The sequence below is a fragment of the Streptococcus sp. 151470009-6 genome (assembly GCF_053628175.1).
The window spans coordinates 344,170-369,298 of sequence record NZ_JBSEZF010000001.1; the positions used below are offsets into that span (position 1 = coordinate 344,170).

Here is a 25,129-nt window from a genome sequence, read left to right on the forward strand (position 1 = left end):
TATGATCTATGCAGGAATTTTAGCCGGAGGAACTGGCACGCGCATGGGAATCAGTAATTTACCAAAACAATTCTTGGAGTTGGGTGATCGACCTATTTTGATCCACACAATTGAAAAATTCGTCTTAGAACCAAGTATTGAAAAAATTGTGGTTGGAGTTCATGGAGACTGGGTGTCACACGCTGAGGACTTGGTTGACAAGTATCTTTCTCTCCACAAGGACCGCATCATCATTACCAAGGGTGGTGCTGATCGCAATACTAGTATCGAGAAGATTATAGAAGCCATTGATGCCTATCGTCCAATTACTCCAGAAGATATTGTGATTACCCACGACTCAGTTCGTCCCTTCATCACACTTCGCATGATTCAGGACAATATCAAACTCGCCCAAAATCATGATGCGGTTGACACAGTAGTAGAAGCGGTTGATACCATTGTTGAAAGCACCAATGGTCAGTTTATCACGGATATTCCAAATCGTGCTCACCTTTATCAAGGTCAAACACCTCAAACCTTCCGCTGCAAGGATTTCATGGATTTGTATGGTTCCCTATCTGATCAAGAAAAGGAAATCCTGACGGATGCATGTAAGATTTTTGTTATAAAAGGGAAAGACGTTGCCCTAGCTAAAGGGGAATATTCAAACCTTAAAATCACAACTGTGACGGACTTGAAAATCGCGAAAAGCATGATTGAGAAAGACTAAGGCTATGATTAATCAAATTTATCAACTGACCAAACCAAAATTTATCAATGTAAAATACCAAGAAGAGGACATTGATCAGGAAAATCATATCCTGATTCGTCCAAATTATATGGCGGTTTGTCATGCGGATCAACGTTACTATCAAGGGAAGCGTGATCCAAAGATATTGGCTAAAAAACTTCCTATGGCTATGATTCACGAGTCTTGTGGAACTGTTATTTCAGATCCGACTGGGACTTATGAAGTCGGTCAAAAGGTAGTTATGATTCCAAATCAACCGCCTATGCAGAGTGACAAGGAATTCTACGAAAACTACATGACTGGAACCTACTTCCTATCTAGTGGTTATGATGGCTTTATGAGAGAATTTGTCTCTCTACCAAAAGATCGTGTTGTGTCTTATAATGACATTGAGGACACAGTCGCTGCCATTACCGAGTTTGTGAGTGTGGGTATGCATGCCATGGATCGTTTCTTAAATCTTGCCCACAGCAAACGAGAGCGAATCGCTGTTATTGGAGATGGTAGTTTGGCTTTTGTGGTTGCCAATATTATCAATTACACTCTACCAGAAGCAGAGATTATCGTAATTGGCCGCCATTGGGAAAAACTAGAGCTCTTCTCTTTTGCAAAAGAGTGCTACATTACTGATAATATTCCAGAAGATTTGACCTTTGATCATGGATTTGAGTGTTGTGGTGGTGATGGTACAGGCCCAGCTATCAATGATTTGATTCGTTACATTCGACCTCAGGGAACAATTCTCATGATGGGAGTGAGCGAGTACAAGGTTAATATCAATACGCGAGACTCTTTAGAAAAAGGTTTATTATTGGTCGGTTCATCTCGATCTGGACGGATTGATTTTGAAAATGCAATACAGATGATGGAAGTTAAAAAGTTTGCAAATCGTCTGAGAAATATCCTTTATGTTGAAGAACCCGTGAGAGAAATCAAGGACATTCATCGTGTCTTTGCTACAGACCTAAATACTGCTTTCAAAACAGTGTTTAAGTGGGAAGTGTAAGAGAAGGAGGCTAATTGTGGAGAAAATTATCAAAGAAAAAATTTCTTCTTTACTATCTGAAGAAGAGGAAGTCCTCAGCGTTGAACAACTGGGAGGCATGACCAACCAAAACTATTTGGCCAAGACAACCAATAAGCAGTATATCGTTAAATTTTTCGGAAAAGGAACCGAAAAGCTCATCAATCGTCAAGATGAAAAATACAATCTTGAATTGTTGAAAGATTTGGATCTTGATGTCAAGAATTATCTTTTTGATATTGAGTCAGGAATCAAGGTAAATGAGTACATTGATTCTGCCACAACGCTTGATTCCACTTCAATTAAGACCAAATTTGAAAAGATTGCCCCAATTTTACAGACTATTCATGCATCAGGCAAAGAACTAAGAGGAGAATTTGCTCCTTTTGAGGAAATCAGCAAATATGAATCCTTGATTGAGGGAAATATCCCTTACGCCAATTATGAAGCTGTGAGAAAAGAAGTATTCTTGCTAGAGAAAAGATTGGCTGATTTGGGTGTTGACAGAAAGTCTTGTCATATCGATTTGGTTCCAGAAAACTTTATCGAGTCACCTCAAGGCCGCTTGTATTTGATTGACTGGGAATACTCTTCCATGAATGATCCAATGTGGGACTTGGCAGCACTTTTTTTAGAGTCTGAATTTACAAAGCAAGAGGAAGATGCTTTCCTTTCCTACTATGAAAGTGACAAAACGCCTGTGTCACGTGAGAAGATTCGTATCTATAAAATCTTGCAAGATACTATCTGGAGTTTGTGGACAGTGTACAAAGAAGCTCAAGGAGCTGACTTTGGAGATTATGGTATCAACCGTTACCAAAGAGCTGTCGAAGGTTTAACTTATTATGGAGGTTAGGATGAAGAATAAAAATGGTGTTTCTTTTGGTCTGCTCTCTGGTATATTCTGGGGATTAGGTCTAACGATTAGTGCTTATATCTTTTCAATTTTTACAAATCTATCACCCTTTGTGGTGGCAGCGGCACATGACTTTTTGAGTATCTTTATTTTATTAGCTTTTCTCTTAATTAGAGAAGGGAAAGTTCGCTTGTCAATCTTTCTAAATATTCGAAATGTCAGTGTTATTATCGGAGCCTTGCTAGCTGGACCTATAGGAATGCAGGCCAATCTTTACGCGGTTAAGTATATCGGTAGTTCACTTGCGTCTTCAGTATCAGCTATCTATCCAGCAGTTTCTGTTTTACTAGCATTTTTCATTTTGAAACACAAGGTATCTAAGAATACTGTTTTTGGTATTTTATTGATTATCGCTGGTATTATTGCCCAGACTTACAAAGTTGAGCAGGTCAATTCTTTTTATATCGGAATTCTCTGTGCATTAGTTTGTGCCATCGCCTGGGGAAGTGAAAGTGTTCTTAGTTCCTACGCCATGGAAAGTGACTTGAGTGAAATCGAAGCACTATTAATCCGCCAAGTAACCTCATTCTTGTCATACCTTGTCATTGTCCTCTTTTCTCATCATTCATTTGCAGAAGTAGCAGATGGGCAATTGCTCGGTTTGATGTTAGTCTTTGCAGCATGTAATATGATTTCATACTTAGCCTACTATATTGCTATCAACCGTTTACAACCTGCAAAAGCAACTGGATTGAACGTAAGCTATGTCGTATGGACAGTATTGTTCTCAGCAATGCTTTTAGGTACACCACTCGATATGGTGACCATTATTACATCGCTTGTTGTCATGGCTGGTGTTTATATTATTATTAAAGAATAAAGGAGAATAGCGTGAAAGCAATTATCTTGGCAGCGGGGTTGGGAACTCGTCTGCGCCCTATGACTGAAAATACCCCTAAAGCCTTGGTTAAGGTCAACCAAAAACCTTTGGTAGAATACCAAATTGAATTTTTGAAAGAGCGAGGAATTGATGAGATTATCATTGTTGTCGGCTATCTCAAAGAACAATTTGACTACTTAAAAGAAAAATATGGTGTTCGTTTAGTCTTTAATGACAAGTACGCAGATTACAACAATTTTTACTCACTTTATCTCGTTAAAGAAGACTTAGCTAACAGCTATGTCATTGATGCAGATAACTATCTTTTCAAAAATATGTTTAGAAACGATCTTAAACGTTCTACCTATTTCAGTGTTTATCGTGAAGACTGTACAAACGAATGGTTCCTAGTTTATGGTGATGACTATAAGGTTCAAGATATCATTGTTGACAGTAAGGCAGGCCGTATTTTGAGTGGTGTATCATTCTGGGATGCACCAACTGCTGAGAAGATTGTTGACTTTATTGACAAAGCTTATGAAAGTGGAGAATTTGTTGATCTCTACTGGGACAATATGGTTAAAGATAACATTAAAGAACTAGATGTATATGTAGAAGAATTAGAAGGTAATAGCATCTATGAAATCGATAGTGTCAAAGACTATCAAAAACTAGAAGAGATTTTATCTTCTATTAAATAACCAATCCAAAATTAGAAGGCTCAGCCTTCTTTTTTTGTAGTTGAAACGAAGGAGTGTTTGATATTGATTGTATTTATCAAACAAAACACAATTTATAAAAAAATGAACAAAATAAAACAAAAATTATTGACAACGATTTCATATAGTGTTATACTTATAGCATAAAAGTTAATTGAAAGAAGGGAAAATGTTATGGGATTAGATCATTTCTTTGACAAAGACCTCGTGTTTTGCTTAGAAGCGGATAATCAAGAACAACTCTTTGATCAGGTAGCAAGCTTGTTGGAAGAACGAGAAATTGTCACTCCAACTTATCGTGAAGCCTTGATCACGCGTGAAAAGTCATTTCCAACTGGTTTAGATATGGAATTTCTAGGAAAGGATTTGCCAAATGTAGCGATTCCTCATACAGATATTGTTCATAATCTAGCTGAGAAAGTGGTGGTTGTTCGACTAGAAAAACCGGTAACTTTTCACAATATGATTGCTCCTGATAAGGAAGTAGCAGTATCCCTACTCTTCTTTATCATTAACAATTCAAGTTCGAGTCAAACCAATATTCTTGCTCAGTTGATGGACTTCTTTACTGGAAATGGTCACTTAGAAGATCTGGCAAAAATTTCTGAACCAGAAGCTCTCTACACTTACATTTCTGAAGCAACTGCTTAAATCGTATATTAAAATTATTAAATCGGAGGAAATCCTAATGATTAAAATTCTTGCTGCCTGCGGTGCAGGTGTTAACTCAAGTCACCAAATTAAAAGTGCTCTAGAAGAAGAACTTTCAAGCCGTGGGTATGACGTTCACTGTGATGCAGTCATGGTTAAAGATGTGAACGAAGACCTTATGAAAGGTTACGATATCTTTACTCCAATCGCTGCAACAGATCTTGGTTTTGAACCAGGTATTCCAGTAATCGAAGCTGGACCAATCTTGTTCCGTATTCCTGCAATGAGCGCTCCAGTATTTGACAATATTGAAGCAGCTATTAAAGAACACGGATTAAGCTAATTTATTCTTTATCTTGTTAACATTCATATAACTTAGAAAAACGGGAGGAACTATTATGGATGTCATTATCAATCTGGCCAACGATATCTTTAAACCTATCTTGGCTATGGGTGGCCCTATCATCATGCTGATCATTTTGACAGTATTGGCTCTACTTTTTGGAGTGAAATTCTCCAAAGCGCTTGAAGGTGGTATCAAGCTTGCTATCGCCCTTACAGGTATCGGTGCCATCATCGGTATGCTCAACGGAGCTTTCTCAGCTTCACTTGCGAAATTCGTTGAAAATACTGGTATTCAATTGAACATCACCGACGTTGGTTGGGCACCACTTGCTACAATCACTTGGGGATCTGCTTGGACACTTTACTTCTTGCTTGTAATGTTGATTGTCAACGTTGTGATGCTTGCTATGAAGAAAACGGACACACTTGACGTCGATATCTTCGATATCTGGCACTTGTCAATCACTGGTCTTTTGATCAAATGGTATGCTGATAACAACGGTGTAAGCCAAGGGGTTTCACTCTTCATCGCGACAGCAGCAGTAGTACTTGTAGGTATTTTGAAGATCATCAACTCTGACTTGATGAAACCAACTTTCGACGACCTTCTTAACGCACCAAGTTCATCACCAATGACTTCAACACACATGAACTACATGATGAACCCAGTTATCATGGTCTTGGATAAGATCTTTGATAAAGTTTTGCCAGGTCTTGATAAATATGACTTTGACGCTGCAAAATTGAACAAGAAAATCGGTTTCTGGGGATCTAAATTCTTCATCGGTTTCATTCTTGGTATCGTTATTGGTTTGATGGGAACTCCACATCCAGTTGCTGGAGTAGAAGATGCATCTTCATGGGAACTTGTTATTAAAGGTTGGTTGAGCCTTGGTTTGACTGCCGGTGTCTGCTTGGAGCTCTTCTCACTTATCGGATCTTGGTTCATCGCAGCCGTAGAACCACTTTCACAAGGTATCACAAACGTTGCTACTAAACGCCTTCAAGGACGTAAATTCAACATCGGTCTTGACTGGCCTTTCATCGCTGGTCGTGCTGAAATCTGGGCTTGTGCCAACGTACTTGCACCAATCATGTTGATTGAAGCAGTGCTTCTTTCAAACGTAGGAAATGGTATCTTGCCTCTTGCAGGTATCATCGCCATGGGTGTAACTCCAGCTCTCTTGGTTGTTACTCGTGGTAAATTGCTCCGTATGATCATCTTCGGAACACTCTTGTTGCCACTCTTCCTTCTTTCAGGTACTCTTATCGCTCCATTTGCAACTGAACTTGCTAAAGGTGTAGGTGCCTTCCCAGAAGGTGTGAGCCAAACTCAATTGATCACTCACTCAACTCTTGAAGGACCAATCGAAAAACTATTTGGTTGGGCAATCGGTAATGCTACAACAGGTGATATTAAAGCAATCCTTGGTGCAGCAGCCTTCCTTGTATTCTATGTAGGTATCTTTGCTTGGTATAGAAAACAAATGATCAAACGTAACGAAGAATACGCAGCAAATGCTAAATAATTCGCTCCTATAAAATGTAAATTGTGAAAACTAGGTTGTTAATTTCCGACATTGGGAGTGGCAACCTAGTTTTTTATATAAAAATCTAAAAATAGTTGGAGAATATGATGGTAATTGAAATCAAATCAGACCAGTTAACGGTCCAGTTTAAAACCTTAGGTGGCGCCTTGTCGTCAATTAAGGACCGAGATGGCATTGAGTACTTATGGCAAGGAGATGCCACTTACTGGAGTGGACAAGCTCCGGTACTTTTTCCAATCTGCGGCTCTTTAAGAGAAGATACAGCCTTCTACAGTCATGCAGATGGAACGGAGACGAAAGGAAACATTCCTCGTCACGGTTTGGTCCGTAAAAAAGAATTTGAATTAGTTGATCAAACAGAAAACAGTGTAACCTTTGCTATCGAAGATGATGAGAATACTTATCAAAACTATCCTTATCATTTCCGCCTTGAAATCACTTATCTAGTGACTGGCAAGACTGTTCGTACTCAATACAAAGTTTTCAATAAAGAAACTAGCAAGGTCATGCCTTACTTTATTGGTGGTCATCCAGGATTTAACTGTCCTCTGCTAGATGGCGAAACTTATGAAGATTACTATTTAGAGTTTGAGAAGGAAGAGACTTGCTCTGTTCCACGTCCTTTCCCAGAAACAGGAATGTTGGATTTCCGAGATAGAAGTCCATGGTTGGATTCACAAAAGGAAGTGAATCTCAGTTACGATCTGTTTAGTGTTGATGCAGTGACTTTGGATGAGTTGCAATCCAGAACAATTGCCCTTCGTTCTCGTAAGCATGAGAAGGGATTAAAAGTACACTTCCAAGAGTTCTCAAATCTCATCATTTGGTCTACCCTGAATAAAGGTCCTTTCATCGCTTTTGAACCCTGGTCAGGCTTATCAACTTCACTTGAAGAAGGAAATCATTTAGAAGAGAAGAAGAATGTTCGACTCCTAGAACCGGGTCAAGTTGATCAGATTGGTTTTGAGATCGAAATCTTATAATTTTAAAAAACATAACACAAAAACAAACATTTTCTGTTGACTTTTTATGAAAATAGGAGTATATTATGTTTGTAAGCAACAAATGATGTTTGTAACAAACAAATAATCGCTTGTTATATTCTCTTTCGAGGAGAAAGTTTGTTTCCAGGAAATTGATTTCCTGGACTTGGATAAGGTGTTATTCATCTCATTCAATCAAATTTGTCAATAAATTGCTAGAATGCCTTTTGTAAGTAAACTGCTAACTATAAAAGTCTTTACTAGCCTAGAAAAATAAAAAGGAGTAAACAATATGTCTATTGTTATTGGTGCAGATGCTGCAGGTTTGAGATTGAAAGAAGTTGTGAAAGACTTCTTGGAAAAAGAAAACTTCCACGTTGTGGATGTTACAGCTGAAGGTCAAGACTTTGTTGATGTGACTCTTGCTGTTGCTGCAGAAGTAAACAAAGAAGAACAAAACCTTGGTATCGTGATTGACGCTTATGGTGCTGGTCCTTTCATGGTCGCAACTAAAATCAAAGGAATGGTTGCCGCAGAAGTATCTGACGAACGTTCAGCTTATATGACTCGTGGCCACAACAACTCACGTATGATCACTATGGGTGCACAACTTGTTGGTGATGAATTGGCTAAAAATATTACTAAAGGTTTTGTTAACGGTAAATACGACGGTGGTCGTCACCAGATTCGTGTCGATATGTTGAACAAAATGTGCTAATTAGATTACAGTAAGAAAGGTAAGTTAAAAATGAGAATTGCAATCGGATGTGACCACATCGTAACAAATGAAAAAATGGCGGTTTCTGAATTCTTGAAATCAAAAGGACATGAAGTCATTGACTTTGGTACTTACGATCATGCGCGAACACACTACCCAATTTTTGGTAAAAAAGTAGGGGAAGCAGTTGTTAGCGGACAAGCTGACCTTGGGGTATGTATCTGTGGTACAGGTGTTGGTATCAATAATGCTGTTAATAAAGTTCCAGGTGTACGCTCTGCCTTGGTTCGTGATATGACAACAGCACTTTATGCAAAAGAACAATTGAACGCCAATGTTATTGGTTTTGGTGGTAAAATCACTGGTGAACTGCTTATGTGTGATATCATTGAAGCTTTCATCAATGCTGAATACAAACCATCAGAAGAAAACAAAAAATTGATTGCGAAAATTGAGCACGTTGAAACTCACAATGCTCATCAAGCAGATGCAAACTTCTTTACAGAATTCCTTGAAAAATGGGATCGCGGTGAATATCACGACTAAGAGGTGACGCATGATTTTAACAGTCACAATGAATCCATCCATTGATATTTCTTATCCTTTGGATGAATTGAAAATTGACACTGTCAACCGCGTGGTGGACGTGACCAAGACAGCTGGTGGTAAAGGCCTCAATGTTACACGAGTGCTTTCAGAATTTGGTGATTCTGTTGTTGCTACTGGTTTGGTCGGTGGTAAACTTGGAGAGTTTTTAGTAGAGCATATAGACGATAAAGTAACGAAACGTTTCTTCTCCATTCAAGGAGAGACTCGTAACTGTATCGCTATTCTGCACGGAGATAACCAAACAGAAATCCTTGAAAAAGGTCCCGAAGTTCTTGAACAAGAAGGGCAAGATTTCTTGGCTCATTTCGAAAATCTCCTTGATACTGTGGAAGTAGTTGCTATCTCTGGTAGTCTGCCAGCAGGTCTTCCAGTTGACTACTATGCAAGCTTAGTAGAACTTGCTAATCGCACAGGAAAACCAGTTGTTCTAGACTGCTCAGGCGCAGCACTTCAGGCAGTTCTTGAATCACCACATAAACCAACAGTAATCAAACCAAATAACGAAGAATTGTCTCAGCTTCTTGGGAAAGAAGTTTCTGAGGATCTGGATGAATTAAAAGAAGTTCTTCAGGAGCCTTTATTTGCAGGGATTGAGTGGATAATTGTTTCACTTGGTGCAAATGGTGCTTTTGCAAAACACGGTGATACTTTCTACAAGGTAGATATTCCAAGAATTCAGGTAGTTAACCCTGTTGGATCTGGAGATTCTACTGTTGCAGGTATTTCATCAGGTCTTCTTCATAAGGAATCGGATGCAGAACTCCTCATCAAGGCAAATGTCCTTGGTATGCTTAACGCTCAAGAAAAGATGACAGGTCATGTCAATATGGCCAACTATCAAGCTTTATATGATCAATTAATAGTAAAAGAGGTATAAAATGGCTTTAACAGAACAAAAACGTGCACGCTTAGAAAAACTTTCAGATGAAAATGGCATTATCTCAGCTCTTGCCTTTGACCAACGTGGTGCTTTAAAACGCCTCATGGCTCAATTCCAAACAGAAGAGCCAACAGTGGCTCAAATGGAAGAACTTAAAGTCTTGGTTGCAGATGAATTAACAAAATATGCTTCCTCTATGCTTCTTGACCCAGAGTATGGTCTTCCAGCTACAAAAGCGCTTGCTCCAAATGCTGGTCTTCTTCTTGCTTATGAGAAAACGGGTTATGACACAACTAGCACCAAACGCTTGCCTGACTGCTTGGATGTTTGGTCTGCCAAACGCATCAAGGAACAAGGTGCAGATGCTGTCAAGTTCTTGCTTTACTATGACGTAGACAGCTCTGACGAACTCAACCAAGAAAAACAAGCCTACATCGAACGCATCGGTTCAGAGTGTGTGGCAGAAGACATTCCATTCTTCCTTGAAATCTTGGCTTACGATGAAAAAATCGCTGATGCTGGCTCTGCAGAATACGCTAAAGTAAAACCACACAAGGTTATCGGTGCTATGAAGGTCTTCTCAGACCCACGCTTTAACATCGATGTCTTGAAAGTGGAAGTTCCAGTCAACGTCAAATACGTTGAAGGCTTTGGCGATGGTGAAATCGTTCATACACGCGAAGAAGCAGCAGCTTTCTTCAAAGCGCAAGATGAAGCAACTAACTTGCCATACATCTACTTGAGTGCAGGTGTATCAGCCAAACTCTTCCAAGAAACCCTTGTCTTTGCCCACGAATCAGGCGCAAACTTCAACGGCGTTCTTTGTGGACGTGCAACATGGGCTGGATCAGTTGAAGCTTACATCAAAGATGGTGAAGCAGCAGCTCGCGAATGGCTTCGTACAACTGGTTTTGAGAACATCGATGAACTCAACAAAGTTCTTAAAACAACAGCAACTTCATGGAAGGAACGCGTGTAATAAAACCATTAAAGACTGAAATTTTAATACTTACAAAAATCCCCACCAATCGGTGGGGATAGTTTTATGGTTTAGAAAGAATGATTTTGGTTTGTTTCGAAAGTTGGTCGAAGGTTTCTTTGTTCAGTTTGGAATCTGAAACGATGGTATCAATCTCTGAGATATTGTAGAAGGTGTAAAAATCAAACTTATTAAACTTACTGTGGTCTGCCAGTAGATATTTTTTATTGGCATTATTCAAGGCGATTCGTTGTACCTCGCCCTCTTCTTCACTGAAAGTAGCAATTGCCTTATCCTTAATACCATTACAGCTAACAAATGCCTTAGAAAACTGAAGGTTTGTCAAATCCTGCAAGGTGAGTGTCCCCACAAAAGCACCAGTGATAGCGCGATAATTTCCACCAATCAAAATCAAATCTGTTAGTTTTCGTTCGTTTAGGATGAGAAAAACTGGAAGACTGTTTGTTACAACACGAATATTATCGATAGGGAGCTCACGAGCAAAACACTCCAAGGTTGTTCCTGGACCGATAAAAATGGTTTCTCCTTCGTCAATCAAACGACCTGCAAAACGACTAATTTCTTGTTTTTCAGCAATCTGTAATCCTTGTTTTTCAACGTTTGACCGTTCGTTGTTTAAGAGAGAACCTGTACGAAGTTTTTCAGCACCACCATGCACACGGACCAGTAAATCTTTATCTGCCAATTCTTGTAAGTAGCGACGAGCTGTCATATCTGATACATCCAGACGCGTCATGATTTCTTTTACGGTAATGGTTCCTTTAGTATTCACTGTTTCTAAAATACTATCTAGCTTTTCTTGCTTCAGCATCCTTATCACCTCAATTTCTACTATCATTATCTTACCATAAAACGCTCAATATATCAAATAGAAAAAAACAAAATAAAACAAAAAACAAAAATATCATGGTTGTTTTAAACAAACCATGATATTTTGAATGATTGGCCAAATTAGTCTAAACCGTAGTTGTAATCCTCGTCTTGCATGGCTTCAACTTCACCAAGGAGGTAACCATTTCCAACTTGAGAGAAGAAGTCGTGGTTGGAAGTTCCTGTTGAAATTCCGTTCATGACGATAGGATTGACATCATCAGCTGAATCTGGAAAGAGTGGATCTTGTCCTAGGTTCATAAGGGCCTTATTAGCATTGTAACGAAGGAAGGTTTTGACTTCCTCAGTCCAACCAACACCGTCATAGAGACTTTCTGTATAACCTTCTTCGTTCTCATAGAGGGTATAGAGCAGGTCGTACATCCATTCTTTGAGTTTTTCTTGCTCTTCTTCAGGTAATTCATTAAAACCAAGTTGAAATTTGTAACCGATGTAGGTTCCGTGAACAGACTCATCACGGATAATCAACTTGATAATTTCCGCAACGTTGGCTAGTTTGTTGTTACCGAGATAATAGAGCGGTGTAAAGAAACCAGAGTAGAAGAGGAAGGTTTCAAGGAAGACGCTGGCAACCTTCTTTTCAAGAGGCGTACCATTGAGGTATATTTCGTTGATAATTTCTGCTTTTCTTTGTAGGTAAGGGTTGGTGTTAGTCCATTCAAAGATTTCTTCAATTTCAGCCTTTGTGTTCAAGGTAGAAAAGATAGATGAATAAGATTTTGCGTGGACAGATTCCATAAATTGGATGTTGTTAAAAACAGCTTCCTCATGCGGTGTACGGATATCTGAACGAAGAGCTTGAACCCCTGTCTCAGATTGCATGGTATCAAGAAGCGTTAAACCACCAAAGACTTTTCCTACCAAGTCTTTTTCCTTGTTTGATAGTTTTCTCCAGTCGTCAAGGTCATTTGACAAGGGGATACGAGTGTCGAGCCAGAATTGCTCCGTCAACTTTTCCCAAGTTGATTTGTCGATGACATCTTCGATGGCATTCCAGTTAATGGCTTTGTAGTAAGTTTCCATTTTGAAAAATTCTCCTATATATTTTGTTAATGCAAATGCTTTTTAATGATATTTGCGTAATGATGTAAATTTCTCTTTTCGAGTTCTTTTAGAAAAACTTCTAATGGTGGAATATTACTCATATATGGAGAACTATCTGGCCCAGTGTAAAGACCACCACCTGGTCCAGTATAAAGACCACCACCTGGTCCGGTGTAAAGACCGCCACCTGGTCCAGTGTAAAGACCGCCGCCTGGTCCAGTATAAAGACCACCACCTGGCCCAGTGTAAAGACCGCCGCCTGGTCCAGTATAAAGACCACCACCTGGCCCAGTGTAAAGACCACCACCTGGTCCAGTGTAAGCACCACCACCTGGCCCAGTGTAAAGACCACCACCTGGTCCGGTGTAAAGACCACCACCTGGTCCAGTGTATCTATTTCTAACCCACATTAATCCAGTCCTTTCAAATTATGCTTAAATCACACAGCTTTCACATTGGTTAGCGCCAACCTCTCCACCGTCGTCTGTAAAGGTACGGACGTAGTAAATTGACTTGATACCCTTGTTAAAGGCATAGTTACGAAGGATTGACAGGTCACGTGTCGTTTGTTTGTTCTCTTTCTTCCATTCGTAAAGACCTTTTGGAATGTCGCTACGCATGAAGAGAGTGAGTGAAAGTCCTTGGTCCACGTGCTCTGTTGCAGCAGCGTAAACATCAATCACCTTACGCATATCCATGTCGTAAGCAGAAGTGTAGTAAGGGATAGTATCTGTTGACAAACCTGCAGCTGGGTAGTAGATCTTACCGATTTTCTTTTCTTGACGTTCTTCAATGCGTTGCGTAATCGGGTGGATAGAAGCAGAAACATCGTTGATGTAGCTGATAGAACCATTTGGCGCTACAGCAAGGCGGTTTTGGTGATAAAGACCATCTGCTTGAACCTTTTCGCGAAGTTCAGCCCAATCAGCAGCACTTGGAATAAAGACATCTTTGAAGAGTTCTTTAACACGGTCTGATTTTGGAACAAATTCACCAGTTACATACTTGTCGAAGTAGCTTCCGTTAGCATAATCTGATTTTTCAAAGTTGTGGAAGGTGATACCACGTTCGCGGGCGATATTATTTGATTCCACCAAGGTCCAGTAGTTCATAAGCATAAAGTAGATGCTTGTAAATTCAACTGACTCAGGAGATCCGTATTCGATGAGTTGTTGGGCAAGGTAGCTATGAAGCCCCATGGCACCAAGACCAAAGGTGTGAGCCAAACTGTTTCCGTGGTCGATAGTAGGTACAGCTACGATGTGTGAACTATCTGTAACGAAAGTAAGGGCACGAACCATCGCACGGATAGAACGACCAAAGTCAGGTGAGGTCATCATGTTGACCACGTTAGTTGATCCAAGGTTACATGAGACATCTGTTCCCATTTGAAGGAATTCTTGAGCATCGTTGATCAAGCTTGGTTCTTGAACTTGGAGAATCTCAGAACACAAGTTACTCATGATAATCTTTCCATCAACAGGATTCGCACGGTTAGCCGTATCGATGTTGACTACATATGGATAGCCAGATTCTTGTTGCAATTTAGAGATTTCCGTTTCCAAATCACGCGCCTTGATTTTTGTCTTGCGGATTTTTGGATTTGCTACTAATTCATCATATTTTTCAGTGATGTCGATATAGTTGAATGGCACACCGTACTCAAGCTCTACAGAGTAAGGGCTAAAGAGATACATTTCTTCATTTTTACGAGCTAATTCGTAGAATTTATCGGGCACCACAACTCCAAGTGAGAGGGTCTTAACACGAACCTTTTCATCGGCATTTTCTTTCTTAGTTGAAAGGAAGGCGATGATATCTGGGTGAAAGACATTGAGGTAGACAACCCCAGCACCTTGACGCTGACCCAATTGGTTAGAGTAGGAGAAACTGTCTTCGAAGAGTTTCATAACTGGAACGACACCAGAAGCTGCTCCTTCATAACCTTTGATAGGTGCGCCAGCTTCACGAAGGTTGCTTAGAGTAATACCTACACCACCACCGATACGTGAAAGTTGAAGAGCTGAGTTGATAGAACGTCCGATAGAGTTCATGTCATCAGTTACTTGAATCAAGAAACAAGATACCAACTCCCCACGACGAGCACGACCAGCATTCAAGAAGGAAGGAGTAGCTGGTTGATAGCGTTGGTGGATGATTTCATTGGCAATATCAGTCGCAATCGCTTCATCCCCGTCAGCAAAATAAAGCGCGTTAAAGAAGACACGGTCTTCCATACTTTCAAGGTAATATTCACCGTCATTAGTCTTCAAGGCATACTGGTTGTAAAACTTATAGGCAGCCATGAATGATTTGAATTGGAAGTTTTGGTCCTTGATAAATTGATGCAATTCTTCCAAAAACTCTGGACGGTATTTCTTGAGAAATGCAGTTTCGATGTAGTTATGTTCAATAAGGTAGTTGATTTTATCAGTAATTGAATCAAAAACCATGGTATTTGGAACTACATTTTCTTTAAAGAAGGCATCCAAGGCTTCCTTATCTTTATGAAGCATGATTTGTCCATTGACAGGACGGTTGATTTCGTTATTGAGACGGAAGTAAGTTACGTCCTCAAGATGTTTTAATCCCATAAAATTTCCTTTATCTAATTACAAAAGAAAGGCCTCTAAGTTAGCCCTAGAAGCAATCTCTTCTGGATGATGTACTAAGATTATGCTAATTGTTTCAGTTTTCCTGGTTGGAAGCCTGAAAAGACTTCAGTTGGTGTTTGGATAACAGGAGCTGCGCTGAAACCGAGCTCTTTAACTTGATCGATGTACTCTGGTTGCTCGTCGAGATTGATCTCACGATAAGCGACATTGTTGCTGTCCAAGAAACGCTTGGTCATCTTACATTGGACACAGTTGTTTTTAGAATAAACGGTTACCATTTTCGTAACTCCTCTTTCAAAATAGATTACTTTCTTAGTATATCAGAAAAAAAAACTTTGTCAAACTTTTTAAACTAAATCTTGTGCTAAAAAGTTACAGTTTCAAAAACAAAGCACAAGATATAGTGTTTTGTCAGAGTGTAAAATTGGGTTTTCATTGAACTATCAAAGTTTATCAAAACAAAAAAACTATATACTGTATATTGGTAAGATAAATAGAAGATTTTCAGCAAGTTATCAGAAAGGAAATAGAAGAAAGTCCATAAAACACTTGAAAAATAATCTAGAAGGTGATATAATACAGTCTTGTAAGGGTTATCACATATAATCCAAAAAAGAAATAACTAAAGGAGAGTCAAACTATGGCTTCTAAAGATTTCCACGTAGTGGCAGAAACAGGTATTCACGCACGTCCAGCAACATTGTTGGTTCAAACAGCTAGCAAATTTGCTTCAGATATCACTCTTGAATACAAAGGTAAATCAGTAAACCTTAAATCTATCATGGGTGTTATGAGTCTTGGTGTTGGCCAAGGTGCTGACGTTACAATTTCAGCTGAAGGTGCAGATGCTGACGACGCAATCGCTGCTATCACTGAAACTATGGAAAAAGAAGGATTGGCATAAGGAAAATGACAGAAATGCTTAAAGGAATCGCAGCATCTGATGGTGTTGCAGTTGCAAAAGCATATCTACTCGTTCAACCGGATTTGTCATTTGAGACTATTACAGTCGAAGATACAAACGCAGAAGAAGCTCGCCTTGATGCCGCTCTAAAAGCATCACAAGACGAGCTTTCTGTTATTCGTGAGAAAGCAGTAGGTACGCTCGGTGAAGAAGCTGCTCAAGTATTTGACGCTCACTTAATGGTGCTTGCTGACCCAGAAATGATCAGCCAGATTAAAGAAACTATCCGTGCGAAGAAAGTGAATGCAGAAGCAGGTCTGAAAGAAGTAACAGACATGTTTATCACTATCTTTGAAGGTATGGAAGACAACCCATACATGCAAGAACGCGCAGCGGATATCCGCGAGGTGACAAAACGTGTATTGGCTAACCTTCTTGGTAAAAAATTGCCTAACCCAGCTTCTATCAATGAAGAAGTGATTGTGATTGCGCATGACTTGACTCCTTCTGATACAGCTCAATTGGACAAAAACTTTGTAAAAGCTTTTGTAACCAACATTGGTGGACGTACAAGCCACTCAGCTATCATGGCGCGTACGCTTGAAATTGCAGCAGTATTGGGAACAAACAACATCACTGAAATCGTAAAAGACGGTGACATCCTTGCCGTTAATGGTATCACAGGTGAAGTTATTATCAACCCAACTGATGAACAAGCAACAGAATTTAAAGCAGCTGGTGAAGCTTATGCTCAACAGAAAGCTGAATGGGCACTCTTGAAAGACGCTAAAACAGTAACTGCTGATGGCAAACACTTCGAATTGGCTGCCAACATCGGTACTCCAAAAGACGTTGAAGGTGTCAATGACAACGGTGCTGAAGCTGTTGGTCTTTACCGCACAGAGTTCTTGTACATGGATTCTCAAGACTTCCCAACAGAAGACGAGCAGTATGAAGCTTACAAGGCTGTACTTGAAGGAATGAACGGTAAACCTGTTGTCGTTCGTACAATGGATATCGGTGGAGATAAGGAACTTCCTTACTTCGATATGCCTCACGAAATGAACCCATTCCTTGGATTCCGTGCTCTTCGTATCTCTATCTCTGAGACTGGAGATGCTATGTTCCGCACACAAATCCGTGCCCTTCTTCGTGCGTCTGTTCACGGTCAATTGCGTATCATGTTCCCAATGGTTGCGCTCTTGAAAGAATTCCGTGCAGCGAAAGCAGTCTTTGACGAAGAAAAGGCAAACCTTCTTGCTGAAGGTGTTGCAGTTGCAGATAATATCCAAGTTGGTATCATGATCGAGATTCCTGCAGCGGCTATGCTTGCAGACCAATTTGCTAAAGAAGTTGACTTCTTCTCAATTGGTACAAACGACTTGATCCAATACACAATGGCAGCAGACCGTATGAACGAACAAGTTTCATACCTTTACCAACCATACAACCCATCAATCCTACGTTTGATTAACAACGTTATCAAAGCAGCTCATGCTGAAGGTAAATGGGCAGGTATGTGTGGTGAGATGGCTGGTGACCAACAGGCTGTTCCACTTCTTGTCGGAATGGGCTTGGATGAATTCTCTATGTCAGCAACATCCGTACTTCGTACACGTAGCTTGATGAAGAAACTCGATACAGCTAAGATGGAAGAGTACGCAAACCGTGCCCTTACAGAATGCTCAACAATGGAAGAAGTTCTTGAACTTCAAAAAGAATACGTTAATTTTGATTAATCGAAAAGTCCTTGCAACGCAGTTGCAGGGATTTTTTTGATTTTTAAAGTTGGGGAAATGAGAGTTAGAGTTCATGGTTCGTATCTGAAACAATTATCAAAAAGTAAAAAAATAGTAAAAATTACTTAACTGGTTCATAAAATCCTTGACAAGGTGGAAATTTAGGAGTAAACTATTAACCAGTTAAGTAATAGAGAGGAGTTTTTGCAATTTAGAAATGAATTGCAACTAGAAATATCAAATAGAAAGAGAGTTTCGATGAAAATTAATAAGAAATACCTTGCTGGTTCTGCGGCAGCTTTGATTTTAAGTGTTTGTTCTTACGAGTTGGGACTTTATCAAGCCAGAACGGTTAAGGAAAATAATCGTGTTTCCTATATAGATGGAAAACAAGCGACGCAAAAAACGGAGAATTTGACTCCTGATGAAGTTAGCAAGCGTGAAGGAATCAATGCGGAGCAAATCGTCGTCAAGATAACAGACCAAGGCTATGTCACTTCACATGGCGACCACTATCATTATTACAATGGTAAGGTTCCTTATGATGCGATTTTTAGTGAAGAATTACTCATGAAAGATTCAAACTATAAGCTAAAAGATGAGGATATTGTCAATGAGGTTAAGGGTGGATATGTTATCAAGGTAGATGGAAAATACTATGTTTACCTTAAGGATGCTGCCCACGCGGATAATGTCCGTACAAAAGAAGAAATCAATCGACAAAAACAAGAGCATAGTCAGCATCGTGAAGGAGGAACTTCAGCAAACGATGGTGCGGTAGCCTTGGCACGTTCACAAGGCCGCTACACCACAGATGATGGTTATATCTTTAATGCTTCTGATATCATAGAGGATACTGGTGATGCTTATATCGTTCCTCATGGCGATCATTACCATTACATTCCTAAGAGTGAGTTATCAGCCAGTGAGTTGGCTGCTGCAGAAGCCTTCCTATCTGGTCGGGGCAATCTGTCAAGTTCAAGAACCTATCGCCGACAAAATAGCGATAACACTCCAAGAACAAACTGGGTACCTTCTGTAAGCAATCCAGGAACTACAAATACTAACACAAGTAACAACAGCAATACTAACAGTCAAGCAAGTCAAAGTGATGACATTGATAGTCTTTTGAAACAGCTCTACAAACTGCCTTTGAGCCAACGACACGTAGAATCTGATGGCCTTGTTTTCGACCCGGCGCAAATCACAAGTCGAACTGCCAGAGGTGTAGCTGTCCCTCATGGTAACCATTACCACTTTATCCCTTATGAACAAATGTCTGAATTGGAAGAACGAATCGCTCGCATCATCCCGCTTCGCTATCGTTCGAACCACTGGGTGCCGGATTCAAGACCAGAACAACCAAGTCCACAACCGACTCCGGAACCTAGTCCAAGCCCGCAACCTGCACCAAATCCTCAACCAGCTCCAAGCAATCCAATTGACGGAAAATTGGTTAAACAGGCGGTTCGAAAAGTAGCTGATGGCTATGTCTTTGAGGAGAATGGAATCTCACGTTATATTCCTGCCAAGGAACTTTCGGCAGAAACAGCAGCAGCCATTGATAGTAAACTAGGCAAGCAAGAAAGTTTAGCTCATAAGCTAGGAGCTAAGAAAAACAACCTCCCATCTGCTAATCGAGGATTTTACAATAAGGTTTATGATTTACTAGCAAGAGTTCATCAAGACTTACTTGATAATAAAGGGCGCCAAGCTGATTTTGACGCTTTGGATAAACTCTTGGAACGTCTCGATGATGCCTCAAGTGATAAAATCAAGTTGGTGGATGATATCCTCGCCTTTCTAGCACCGATTCGTCATCCAGAACGTTTAGGGAAACCAAATGCGCAAATTGCTTATACTGATGATGAGATTCAAGTAGCCAAGTTGGCAGGTAAGTATACAACAGAAGACGGTTATATCTTTGATCCACGTGATATCACAAGTGATGAGGGGGATGCCTATGTAACTCCACATATGACCCATAGTCATTGGATAAAGAAAGATAGTTTGTCTGAAGCTGAAAGAGCGGCAGCCCAGGCTTATGCTAAAGAGAAAGGTTTAACGCCCCCTTCGACAGACCATCAGAATTCAGGAAATACTGAGGCTAAGGGAGCAGAAGCTATCTACAAGCGCGTGAAAGCAGCTAAGAAGGTACCGCTTGATCGTATGCCTTACAATCTCCAACATACTGTGGAAGTCAAAAACGGAAGCTTGATTATACCTCATTATGACCATTACCATAACATCAAATTTGAGTGGTTTGACGAAGGTCTTTATGAGGTTCCTAAGGGGTATTCTTTAGAGGATCTCTTTGCGACTGTGAAGTACTATGTCGAACATCCAAACGAACGTCCGCATTCAGATAGTGGTTGGGGAAATGCAAGTGACCATGTTCAAAGAAACCAAAATGGTCAAGCTGATAACAATCATACGGAAAAACCATCAGTAGAGAAACCTCAGATAGAAAAACCTGAGGAAGAAAAACAGCGCGAAGAGAAGCCGAAGAGTGAGAAACCAGAGTCTCCAAAACCAACTGAGGAGCCAGAAGAAGAATCGCCAGAGGAATCAGAAGAACCTCAGGTTGAAACTGAAAAGGTTGAAGAAAAACTGAGAGAGGCTGAAGATTTACTTGCAAAAATCCAGGATCCAATTATCAAGTCTAATGCCAAAGAAACTCTCACAGGATTAAAAAATAACCTGCTATTTGGTGCCCAAGACAACAATACTATTTTGGCAGAAGCTGAAAAATTATTGGCTTTGTTAAGGGAGAGTAAGTAGTCGTAGCAACATTTTCTAACTCCTAAAAACAGGATAGGAGAGCTAGAAAAGATAAAATCGAAAAATGAGAGCAGAATGTGAGTTCTAGTTCTCATTTTTTTCATGAAAATGTGCAAAATAACTTGACATATAATGTAAATAAAGATAAACTATTTACTAGTTAATTAAATGGTTAAATACTAGTTAAGGAGTAATGATGAAAAAAAGAACGATCCTATTATTGATGGCCAGTTTGTTGGCTCTTGTCTTAGGAGCATGTAGTCAAAAAGAAAAACAAGAAGCAAAAGGGATGAAGATTGTCACAAGTTTTTACCCAGTCTATGCCATGGTCAAAGAGGTATCAGGTAACCTGAATGATGTTCGAATGATTCAGTCAAGTAGTGGAATTCACTCATATGAACCTTCAGCGAATGACATTGCTGCTATTTATGACGCGGATGTCTTTGTCTACCACTCGCATACACTGGAGTCTTGGGCGGGAAGTCTGGATCCAAATTTGAAAAAATCAAAAGTTAAAGTTTTAGAAGCGTCTGAAGGGATGACCTTGGAGCGTGTACCAGGTTTGGAAGATGTAGAAGCTGGTGATGGGATTGATGAAAAAACACTTTACGACCCGCACACTTGGTTAGATCCTGAAAAAGCAGGCGAAGAAGCTCAGATTATCGCTGACAAACTTTCGGAGATTGACAGTGCTAATAAGGAAACGTATCAAAAGAATGCTAAAAACTTTATTACTAAAGCCCAAGAATTGACTAAGAAGTACCAGCCTATTTTTGAAAAAGCAAGTCAAAAGACTTTTGTTACGCAACACACAGCCTTTTCTTACCTGGCTAAACGCTTTGGTTTGAAACAACTTGGTATAGCAGGAATTTCCCCTGAACAAGAGCCGAGTCCGAGACAGTTGACAGAAATCCAAGAATTTGTCAAAACCTATAAGGTTAAAACCATCTTTACTGAGAGCAATGCCTCTTCTAAAGTTGCTGAAACCTTGATCAAATCAACAGGGGTTAGTCTGAAAACACTGAATCCTTTGGAAGCAGACCCCGAAAATGACAAAACTTACTTAGAAAATCTAGAAGAAAATATGAAAGTTCTTGCAGAAGAATTAAAATGAGGAGATGATGAAAATGAAGAAAAAGTATCTTGTGGCGGGATCGGCTTTAGTCCTTTCCCTAAGTCTTTGCATCTATGCACTGAACCAACACCAGGTAGAAGGAAACAAAGATAATAACCGTGTGTCTTATGTTGATGGGAAACAAGACTCTCAAAAAACAGAGACTCAGACACCAGATCAAGTTAGCAAAAAGGAAGATATTCAGGCAGAACAAATTGTCGTGAAAATTACCGATCAAGGTTATGTGACTTCACACGGTGATCATTTCCATTATTACAATGGAAAAGTTCCTTTTGATGCGATTTTCAGTGAAGAACTTTTGATGAAAGATGCCAATTATCAACTGAAAGATGCTGACATTGTCAACGAAATCAAAGGTGGCTACATTATCAAGGTTGATGGCAAGTATTATGTTTACCTTAAGGATGCGGCGCATGCAGATAACGTTCGTACGAAGGACGAAATTGAACGCCAAAAACAAGGTCATACTCACGATGCGCCAACTTCTAACAGTGCTGTGACACTTGCACGATCACAAGGACGCTATACTACCGATGATGGGTACATCTTTAATCCATCTGATATTATAGAAGATACTGGTGATGCTTACATCGTTCCTCACGGTGGACATTACCACTACATTCCTAAGAGTTCTTTGTCTGCTAGCGAATTGGCAGCTGCCCAAGCCTATCTCTCTGGAACTAGAAAACAACCGAGTGTGACTAACTATCGTCCAAGTCAAAATGGAACCAGTCAAACCACTAATCCTAGTCAACAAACCGAAACACCAAGCAAACCAGAAGAGAGCCTTCAGAGTCTATTGCAGCAACTCTATGCTCTTCCAAGTAATCAACGTTATGCAGAATCAGATGGCTTGATTTTTGACCCTGCTAAGATTTCAAGCAGAACACCAAGTGGCGTAGCGATTCCTCACGGAAATCACTATCATTTTATTCCATATACAAAGCTTTCTGCTTTGGAAGAAAAGATTGCGCGTATGATTCCTCTTGCTAGCGACAGTGGAAAACCAGCACCTTTGGAAAAACCAAGCAAACCCGTAGAACATCCTGGGCAGCAAGACCATCATCATGACCAAGACGGTAACCATGGAAGTCTGGATACCAACCACGAAGATCATGACCATGATGGAGAGGAGCAAAACCATCACCACGGTGAAGAACATGATCATGGTTTTGCAGCTGACCATGTTATTAGTGAAGATGAGCAAGGGTTTGTAGTTTCTCATGGAGATCACGCTCATTATTTCTTTAAGAAGGACTTGACTGCAGCCCAAATCAAAGCTGCCCAAGATCACTTGAAAGAAAATCATCAGTCTGAGCCTGTTCAACCACTTGCCAAGACTGTGGAAAGTTTCTCAAGAGATGCTAGCGATGAAGAAAAGATTGCTTACATTTCTAAGACATACGGGGTTCCGCTCGAAGCGATTCGTATTTCAAATGGATTCTTTGTCTTTGGAAATCCGGATCAAGCCTATGATCCAACCCATATCCATCCCTATGCTGTTCGAAAAGAACATGTTCGTATTCCTCTCCAAACTGGGAACCCAGAACTGGATTTCCTAAATGAACTGTATACGACTGCCCTACGTGATGGGGTATCTCCTTATAGTTTGCAAGTAGAAAATGGTAGTTTTGTCATTCCTCACGGAGACCACAATCACTATATCAAGGTCCAAACTAAGGGCTATGAAGTGGCTTTGAAAAACAAGATTCCGGCCCTACAATCGACCTATCAACCTGGGGCATTTGATGAACAAACAGTTCTATCTAAGGTGGATCAACTTTTAGCAGATAGCAGAAGTCTCTACAAAGACCAGCCTATCATGCAGAGACGGGTTGAACTTGCTTTGGGGCAATTCACCGAAAATATGAAAAAATTGGCAACAAACTCAACTGCTGGATACCTAGCAACCTTGGATCTCTTCGATAAACAATACATCCATGTGGATCAAAGTGTGGCACCGGTTGAAACTTCACCTTTAGATAAGAAGTACCAAGCCCTAGTAGATAAGATCAATACACTGGATACGGATACTTATGGCTTGCCTAAGAAAGATCTTTTGGTACATTTGCAGGAAGCAAAACTAGCACAGGATGAGACAGAGTTGGCTGCCATTGAAGCGAAACTTCAGGCCTTGCAAGATTTCCGAGATCGGACAGGAGTCACAACAGTAGAGTACATCAAGTACTTCTACGAACATGTGTCTGATGGTCGTTTGAGAGAAGAACTTCGGAACCGTGTTGCCAAGTTGACATGGGAACTTTACCAGTCACAATCTTTCCTCAAAGCAACCGACTTGAACAAGTTATTCCCAACTATTTACCAAACTAAGCTAGAAGTAGAAGAAGCTCTCAAAGAAGAACCCGTTTCTACAAAAGCTGGTAAGACTATTCTAGATACGGAAAAAGTAGATAGTCAAACTGCTAAGACTGCCATCTATGAATTCCTAAAAGAACTCTACGGTGATTTTATGCCAGAAGAGCGGGTTAGCCAGGTCAAGAAGGAAGAAGTGGATGCTCTCCTATCCAAAGTTGTTCAACTTCTAGCGCGTGTCAAAGAAGACGGTGTCAAACAATCCCTAGCTGAAGAAGCAGCCAATATCAAAGCAGCCGCAGAAAAAGAAAATGCAGACCTTGACGAAGCTAAAACACAACTTGAGGATCTATTAAATCGTATTGCGGCGACTATCCAACGAGAGAAAAAAGAAGCAGAACAAGATCCACAAACAGTGATCATCTACCAAAAACTCTATAATATCTTGCTCTCTCTTCACAAGTACTTAGAGGATAACAAAGGATCCGATGCTGACTTTGAACGTGTTGATGGCCTATTTGATCAACTTGCAGCCAAAAGCAGTGATAAAGAAGGTCTCCTCACTCTAGCTAAAGAAATCATTAGCTTAAACCAGGAACTCCGTTCAAAAGCAAGTGAAACTGATAGCCAATCTAAGTCTGAGAAAGACAGTGAAACAGCTGCTTCTAAACCAACAGAAAAGCAAGCGCAAAGTGAGTCTGAGCCAAGTGCTCAACCAAATGAATAAAAAGAAAGGCGAAGTAGCTGAGCTACCTCGTCTTT

23 protein-coding genes are annotated in these 25,129 nt (G+C 40.1%); 18 read left to right on the forward strand and 5 right to left on the reverse strand.

Annotated features, from left to right (window positions below):
• The first annotated feature begins 1 nt into the window (after position 1).
• The 13 genes from ACUW6H_RS01785 (at position 2) to lacD (ending at position 10,924) form a co-directional block, all read left to right on the forward strand.
• Entirely contained in the window at positions 2-709 is a 708-nt protein-coding gene (locus tag ACUW6H_RS01785) for an IspD/TarI family cytidylyltransferase (RefSeq protein WP_000638514.1), read from the forward strand.
• A gap of 4 nt (positions 710-713) precedes the next feature.
• Positions 714-1,736 carry a ribitol-5-phosphate dehydrogenase gene (locus tag ACUW6H_RS01790; protein WP_096407353.1) on the forward strand — a complete coding sequence of 341 codons (1,023 nt, stop codon included), beginning with the start codon at positions 714-716 and terminating at the stop codon, positions 1,734-1,736.
• Positions 1,737-1,752: 16 nt separating this feature from the next.
• Positions 1,753-2,610 carry a phosphotransferase family protein gene (locus ACUW6H_RS01795; RefSeq protein ID WP_096407351.1) on the forward strand — a complete coding sequence of 286 codons (858 nt, stop codon included), beginning with the start codon at positions 1,753-1,755 and terminating at the stop codon, positions 2,608-2,610.
• Position 2,611: 1 nt separating this feature from the next.
• Complete coding sequence (locus tag ACUW6H_RS01800) at positions 2,612-3,490, forward strand: DMT family transporter (protein WP_096407348.1); 879 nt, start codon at positions 2,612-2,614, stop codon at positions 3,488-3,490.
• Positions 3,491-3,501: 11 nt separating this feature from the next.
• Positions 3,502-4,191 carry a sugar phosphate nucleotidyltransferase gene (locus ACUW6H_RS01805; RefSeq protein WP_096407346.1) on the forward strand — a complete coding sequence of 230 codons (690 nt, stop codon included), beginning with the start codon at positions 3,502-3,504 and terminating at the stop codon, positions 4,189-4,191.
• Between the two features lie 192 nt (positions 4,192-4,383).
• The gene (locus ACUW6H_RS01810) at positions 4,384-4,860 is read left to right on the forward strand and encodes a PTS sugar transporter subunit IIA (RefSeq protein ID WP_454360386.1); all 477 of its coding nucleotides are present in this window, start codon (positions 4,384-4,386) and stop codon (positions 4,858-4,860) included.
• A gap of 37 nt (positions 4,861-4,897) precedes the next feature.
• A complete protein-coding gene (locus ACUW6H_RS01815; RefSeq protein WP_000590577.1) occupies positions 4,898-5,203 on the forward strand; it encodes a PTS sugar transporter subunit IIB in 306 nt (101 codons plus the stop codon).
• A gap of 55 nt (positions 5,204-5,258) precedes the next feature.
• Positions 5,259-6,734, forward strand: coding sequence for a PTS galactitol transporter subunit IIC (locus ACUW6H_RS01820; RefSeq protein ID WP_000382522.1), 1,476 nt, complete (start codon positions 5,259-5,261; stop codon positions 6,732-6,734).
• Positions 6,735-6,841: 107 nt separating this feature from the next.
• Positions 6,842-7,738, forward strand: coding sequence for an aldose 1-epimerase family protein (locus ACUW6H_RS01825; protein WP_454361265.1), 897 nt, complete (start codon positions 6,842-6,844; stop codon positions 7,736-7,738).
• 292 nt (positions 7,739-8,030) lie between these two features.
• A complete protein-coding gene (lacA, locus tag ACUW6H_RS01830; RefSeq protein WP_454360388.1) occupies positions 8,031-8,456 on the forward strand; it encodes a galactose-6-phosphate isomerase subunit LacA in 426 nt (141 codons plus the stop codon).
• Positions 8,457-8,486: 30 nt separating this feature from the next.
• On the forward strand, positions 8,487-9,002 hold the full coding sequence (gene lacB / locus ACUW6H_RS01835; RefSeq protein ID WP_045591451.1) for a galactose-6-phosphate isomerase subunit LacB: 516 nt from the start codon (positions 8,487-8,489) through the stop codon (positions 9,000-9,002).
• 10 nt (positions 9,003-9,012) lie between these two features.
• Entirely contained in the window at positions 9,013-9,942 is a 930-nt protein-coding gene (locus ACUW6H_RS01840) for a tagatose-6-phosphate kinase (protein ID WP_042768441.1), read from the forward strand.
• Between the two features lies 1 nt (position 9,943).
• Complete coding sequence (gene lacD / locus ACUW6H_RS01845) at positions 9,944-10,924, forward strand: tagatose-bisphosphate aldolase (protein WP_454360391.1); 981 nt, start codon at positions 9,944-9,946, stop codon at positions 10,922-10,924.
• 64 nt (positions 10,925-10,988) lie between these two features.
• Here lacD and ACUW6H_RS01850 read toward each other — a convergent pair whose 3' ends face one another.
• From ACUW6H_RS01850 to nrdH, 5 genes are all read right to left on the reverse strand, one after another.
• Positions 10,989-11,756, reverse strand: a complete 768-nt coding sequence (locus ACUW6H_RS01850) for a DeoR/GlpR family DNA-binding transcription regulator (RefSeq protein WP_454360393.1) — start codon at positions 11,754-11,756, stop codon at positions 10,989-10,991.
• 140 nt (positions 11,757-11,896) lie between these two features.
• Positions 11,897-12,859: a class 1b ribonucleoside-diphosphate reductase subunit beta gene (gene nrdF, locus ACUW6H_RS01855; RefSeq protein WP_000451379.1), complete on the reverse strand. Its 963-nt coding sequence runs from the start codon at positions 12,857-12,859 to the stop codon at positions 11,897-11,899.
• A 26-nt stretch (positions 12,860-12,885) separates the two neighbouring features.
• Positions 12,886-13,290 carry a hypothetical protein gene (locus tag ACUW6H_RS01860; protein WP_125391039.1) on the reverse strand — a complete coding sequence of 135 codons (405 nt, stop codon included), beginning with the start codon at positions 13,288-13,290 and terminating at the stop codon, positions 12,886-12,888.
• A 24-nt stretch (positions 13,291-13,314) separates the two neighbouring features.
• Entirely contained in the window at positions 13,315-15,474 is a 2,160-nt protein-coding gene (gene nrdE / locus ACUW6H_RS01865) for a class 1b ribonucleoside-diphosphate reductase subunit alpha (protein ID WP_454360396.1), read from the reverse strand.
• An 80-nt stretch (positions 15,475-15,554) separates the two neighbouring features.
• Positions 15,555-15,773 carry a glutaredoxin-like protein NrdH gene (gene nrdH / locus ACUW6H_RS01870; protein ID WP_000259240.1) on the reverse strand — a complete coding sequence of 73 codons (219 nt, stop codon included), beginning with the start codon at positions 15,771-15,773 and terminating at the stop codon, positions 15,555-15,557.
• A gap of 362 nt (positions 15,774-16,135) precedes the next feature.
• Between nrdH and ACUW6H_RS01875 the strand changes: the two genes are divergently transcribed.
• The 5 genes from ACUW6H_RS01875 (at position 16,136) to ACUW6H_RS01895 (ending at position 25,094) form a co-directional block, all read left to right on the forward strand.
• Positions 16,136-16,399 carry a phosphocarrier protein HPr gene (locus ACUW6H_RS01875; RefSeq protein WP_000146948.1) on the forward strand — a complete coding sequence of 88 codons (264 nt, stop codon included), beginning with the start codon at positions 16,136-16,138 and terminating at the stop codon, positions 16,397-16,399.
• Between the two features lie 5 nt (positions 16,400-16,404).
• A complete protein-coding gene (ptsP, locus tag ACUW6H_RS01880; RefSeq protein ID WP_454360403.1) occupies positions 16,405-18,138 on the forward strand; it encodes a phosphoenolpyruvate--protein phosphotransferase in 1,734 nt (577 codons plus the stop codon).
• A 258-nt stretch (positions 18,139-18,396) separates the two neighbouring features.
• Complete coding sequence (locus ACUW6H_RS01885; protein WP_454360405.1) at positions 18,397-20,919, forward strand: pneumococcal-type histidine triad protein; 2,523 nt, start codon at positions 18,397-18,399, stop codon at positions 20,917-20,919.
• Between the two features lie 196 nt (positions 20,920-21,115).
• Positions 21,116-22,033 carry a metal ABC transporter solute-binding protein, Zn/Mn family gene (locus ACUW6H_RS01890; RefSeq protein ID WP_454360407.1) on the forward strand — a complete coding sequence of 306 codons (918 nt, stop codon included), beginning with the start codon at positions 21,116-21,118 and terminating at the stop codon, positions 22,031-22,033.
• Positions 22,034-22,046: 13 nt separating this feature from the next.
• Positions 22,047-25,094: a pneumococcal-type histidine triad protein gene (locus ACUW6H_RS01895; protein ID WP_454360409.1), complete on the forward strand. Its 3,048-nt coding sequence runs from the start codon at positions 22,047-22,049 to the stop codon at positions 25,092-25,094.
• Positions 25,095-25,129 lie beyond the last annotated feature (35 nt).

Coding starts and splice junctions, on each gene's coding strand:
- ACUW6H_RS01785 (WP_000638514.1), top strand. CDS start 2: ATGATCTATGCAGGAATTTTAGCCGGAGGAACTGGCACGCGCATGGGA.
- ACUW6H_RS01790 (WP_096407353.1), top strand. CDS start 714: ATGATTAATCAAATTTATCAACTGACCAAACCAAAATTTATCAATGTA.
- ACUW6H_RS01800 (WP_096407348.1), top strand. CDS start 2,612: ATGAAGAATAAAAATGGTGTTTCTTTTGGTCTGCTCTCTGGTATATTC.
- ACUW6H_RS01810 (WP_454360386.1), top strand. CDS start 4,384: ATGGGATTAGATCATTTCTTTGACAAAGACCTCGTGTTTTGCTTAGAA.
- ACUW6H_RS01815 (WP_000590577.1), top strand. CDS start 4,898: ATGATTAAAATTCTTGCTGCCTGCGGTGCAGGTGTTAACTCAAGTCAC.
- ACUW6H_RS01820 (WP_000382522.1), top strand. CDS start 5,259: ATGGATGTCATTATCAATCTGGCCAACGATATCTTTAAACCTATCTTG.
- ACUW6H_RS01825 (WP_454361265.1), top strand. CDS start 6,842: ATGGTAATTGAAATCAAATCAGACCAGTTAACGGTCCAGTTTAAAACC.
- lacA (WP_454360388.1), top strand. CDS start 8,031: ATGTCTATTGTTATTGGTGCAGATGCTGCAGGTTTGAGATTGAAAGAA.
- lacB (WP_045591451.1), top strand. CDS start 8,487: ATGAGAATTGCAATCGGATGTGACCACATCGTAACAAATGAAAAAATG.
- ACUW6H_RS01840 (WP_042768441.1), top strand. CDS start 9,013: ATGATTTTAACAGTCACAATGAATCCATCCATTGATATTTCTTATCCT.
- lacD (WP_454360391.1), top strand. CDS start 9,944: ATGGCTTTAACAGAACAAAAACGTGCACGCTTAGAAAAACTTTCAGAT.
- ACUW6H_RS01850 (WP_454360393.1), bottom strand. CDS start 11,756: ATGCTGAAGCAAGAAAAGCTAGATAGTATTTTAGAAACAGTGAATACT.
- nrdF (WP_000451379.1), bottom strand. CDS start 12,859: ATGGAAACTTACTACAAAGCCATTAACTGGAATGCCATCGAAGATGTC.
- ACUW6H_RS01860 (WP_125391039.1), bottom strand. CDS start 13,290: ATGTGGGTTAGAAATAGATACACTGGACCAGGTGGTGGTCTTTACACC.
- nrdE (WP_454360396.1), bottom strand. CDS start 15,474: ATGGGATTAAAACATCTTGAGGACGTAACTTACTTCCGTCTCAATAAC.
- nrdH (WP_000259240.1), bottom strand. CDS start 15,773: ATGGTAACCGTTTATTCTAAAAACAACTGTGTCCAATGTAAGATGACC.
- ACUW6H_RS01875 (WP_000146948.1), top strand. CDS start 16,136: ATGGCTTCTAAAGATTTCCACGTAGTGGCAGAAACAGGTATTCACGCA.
- ptsP (WP_454360403.1), top strand. CDS start 16,405: ATGACAGAAATGCTTAAAGGAATCGCAGCATCTGATGGTGTTGCAGTT.
- ACUW6H_RS01885 (WP_454360405.1), top strand. CDS start 18,397: ATGAAAATTAATAAGAAATACCTTGCTGGTTCTGCGGCAGCTTTGATT.
- ACUW6H_RS01890 (WP_454360407.1), top strand. CDS start 21,116: ATGAAAAAAAGAACGATCCTATTATTGATGGCCAGTTTGTTGGCTCTT.
- ACUW6H_RS01895 (WP_454360409.1), top strand. CDS start 22,047: ATGAAGAAAAAGTATCTTGTGGCGGGATCGGCTTTAGTCCTTTCCCTA.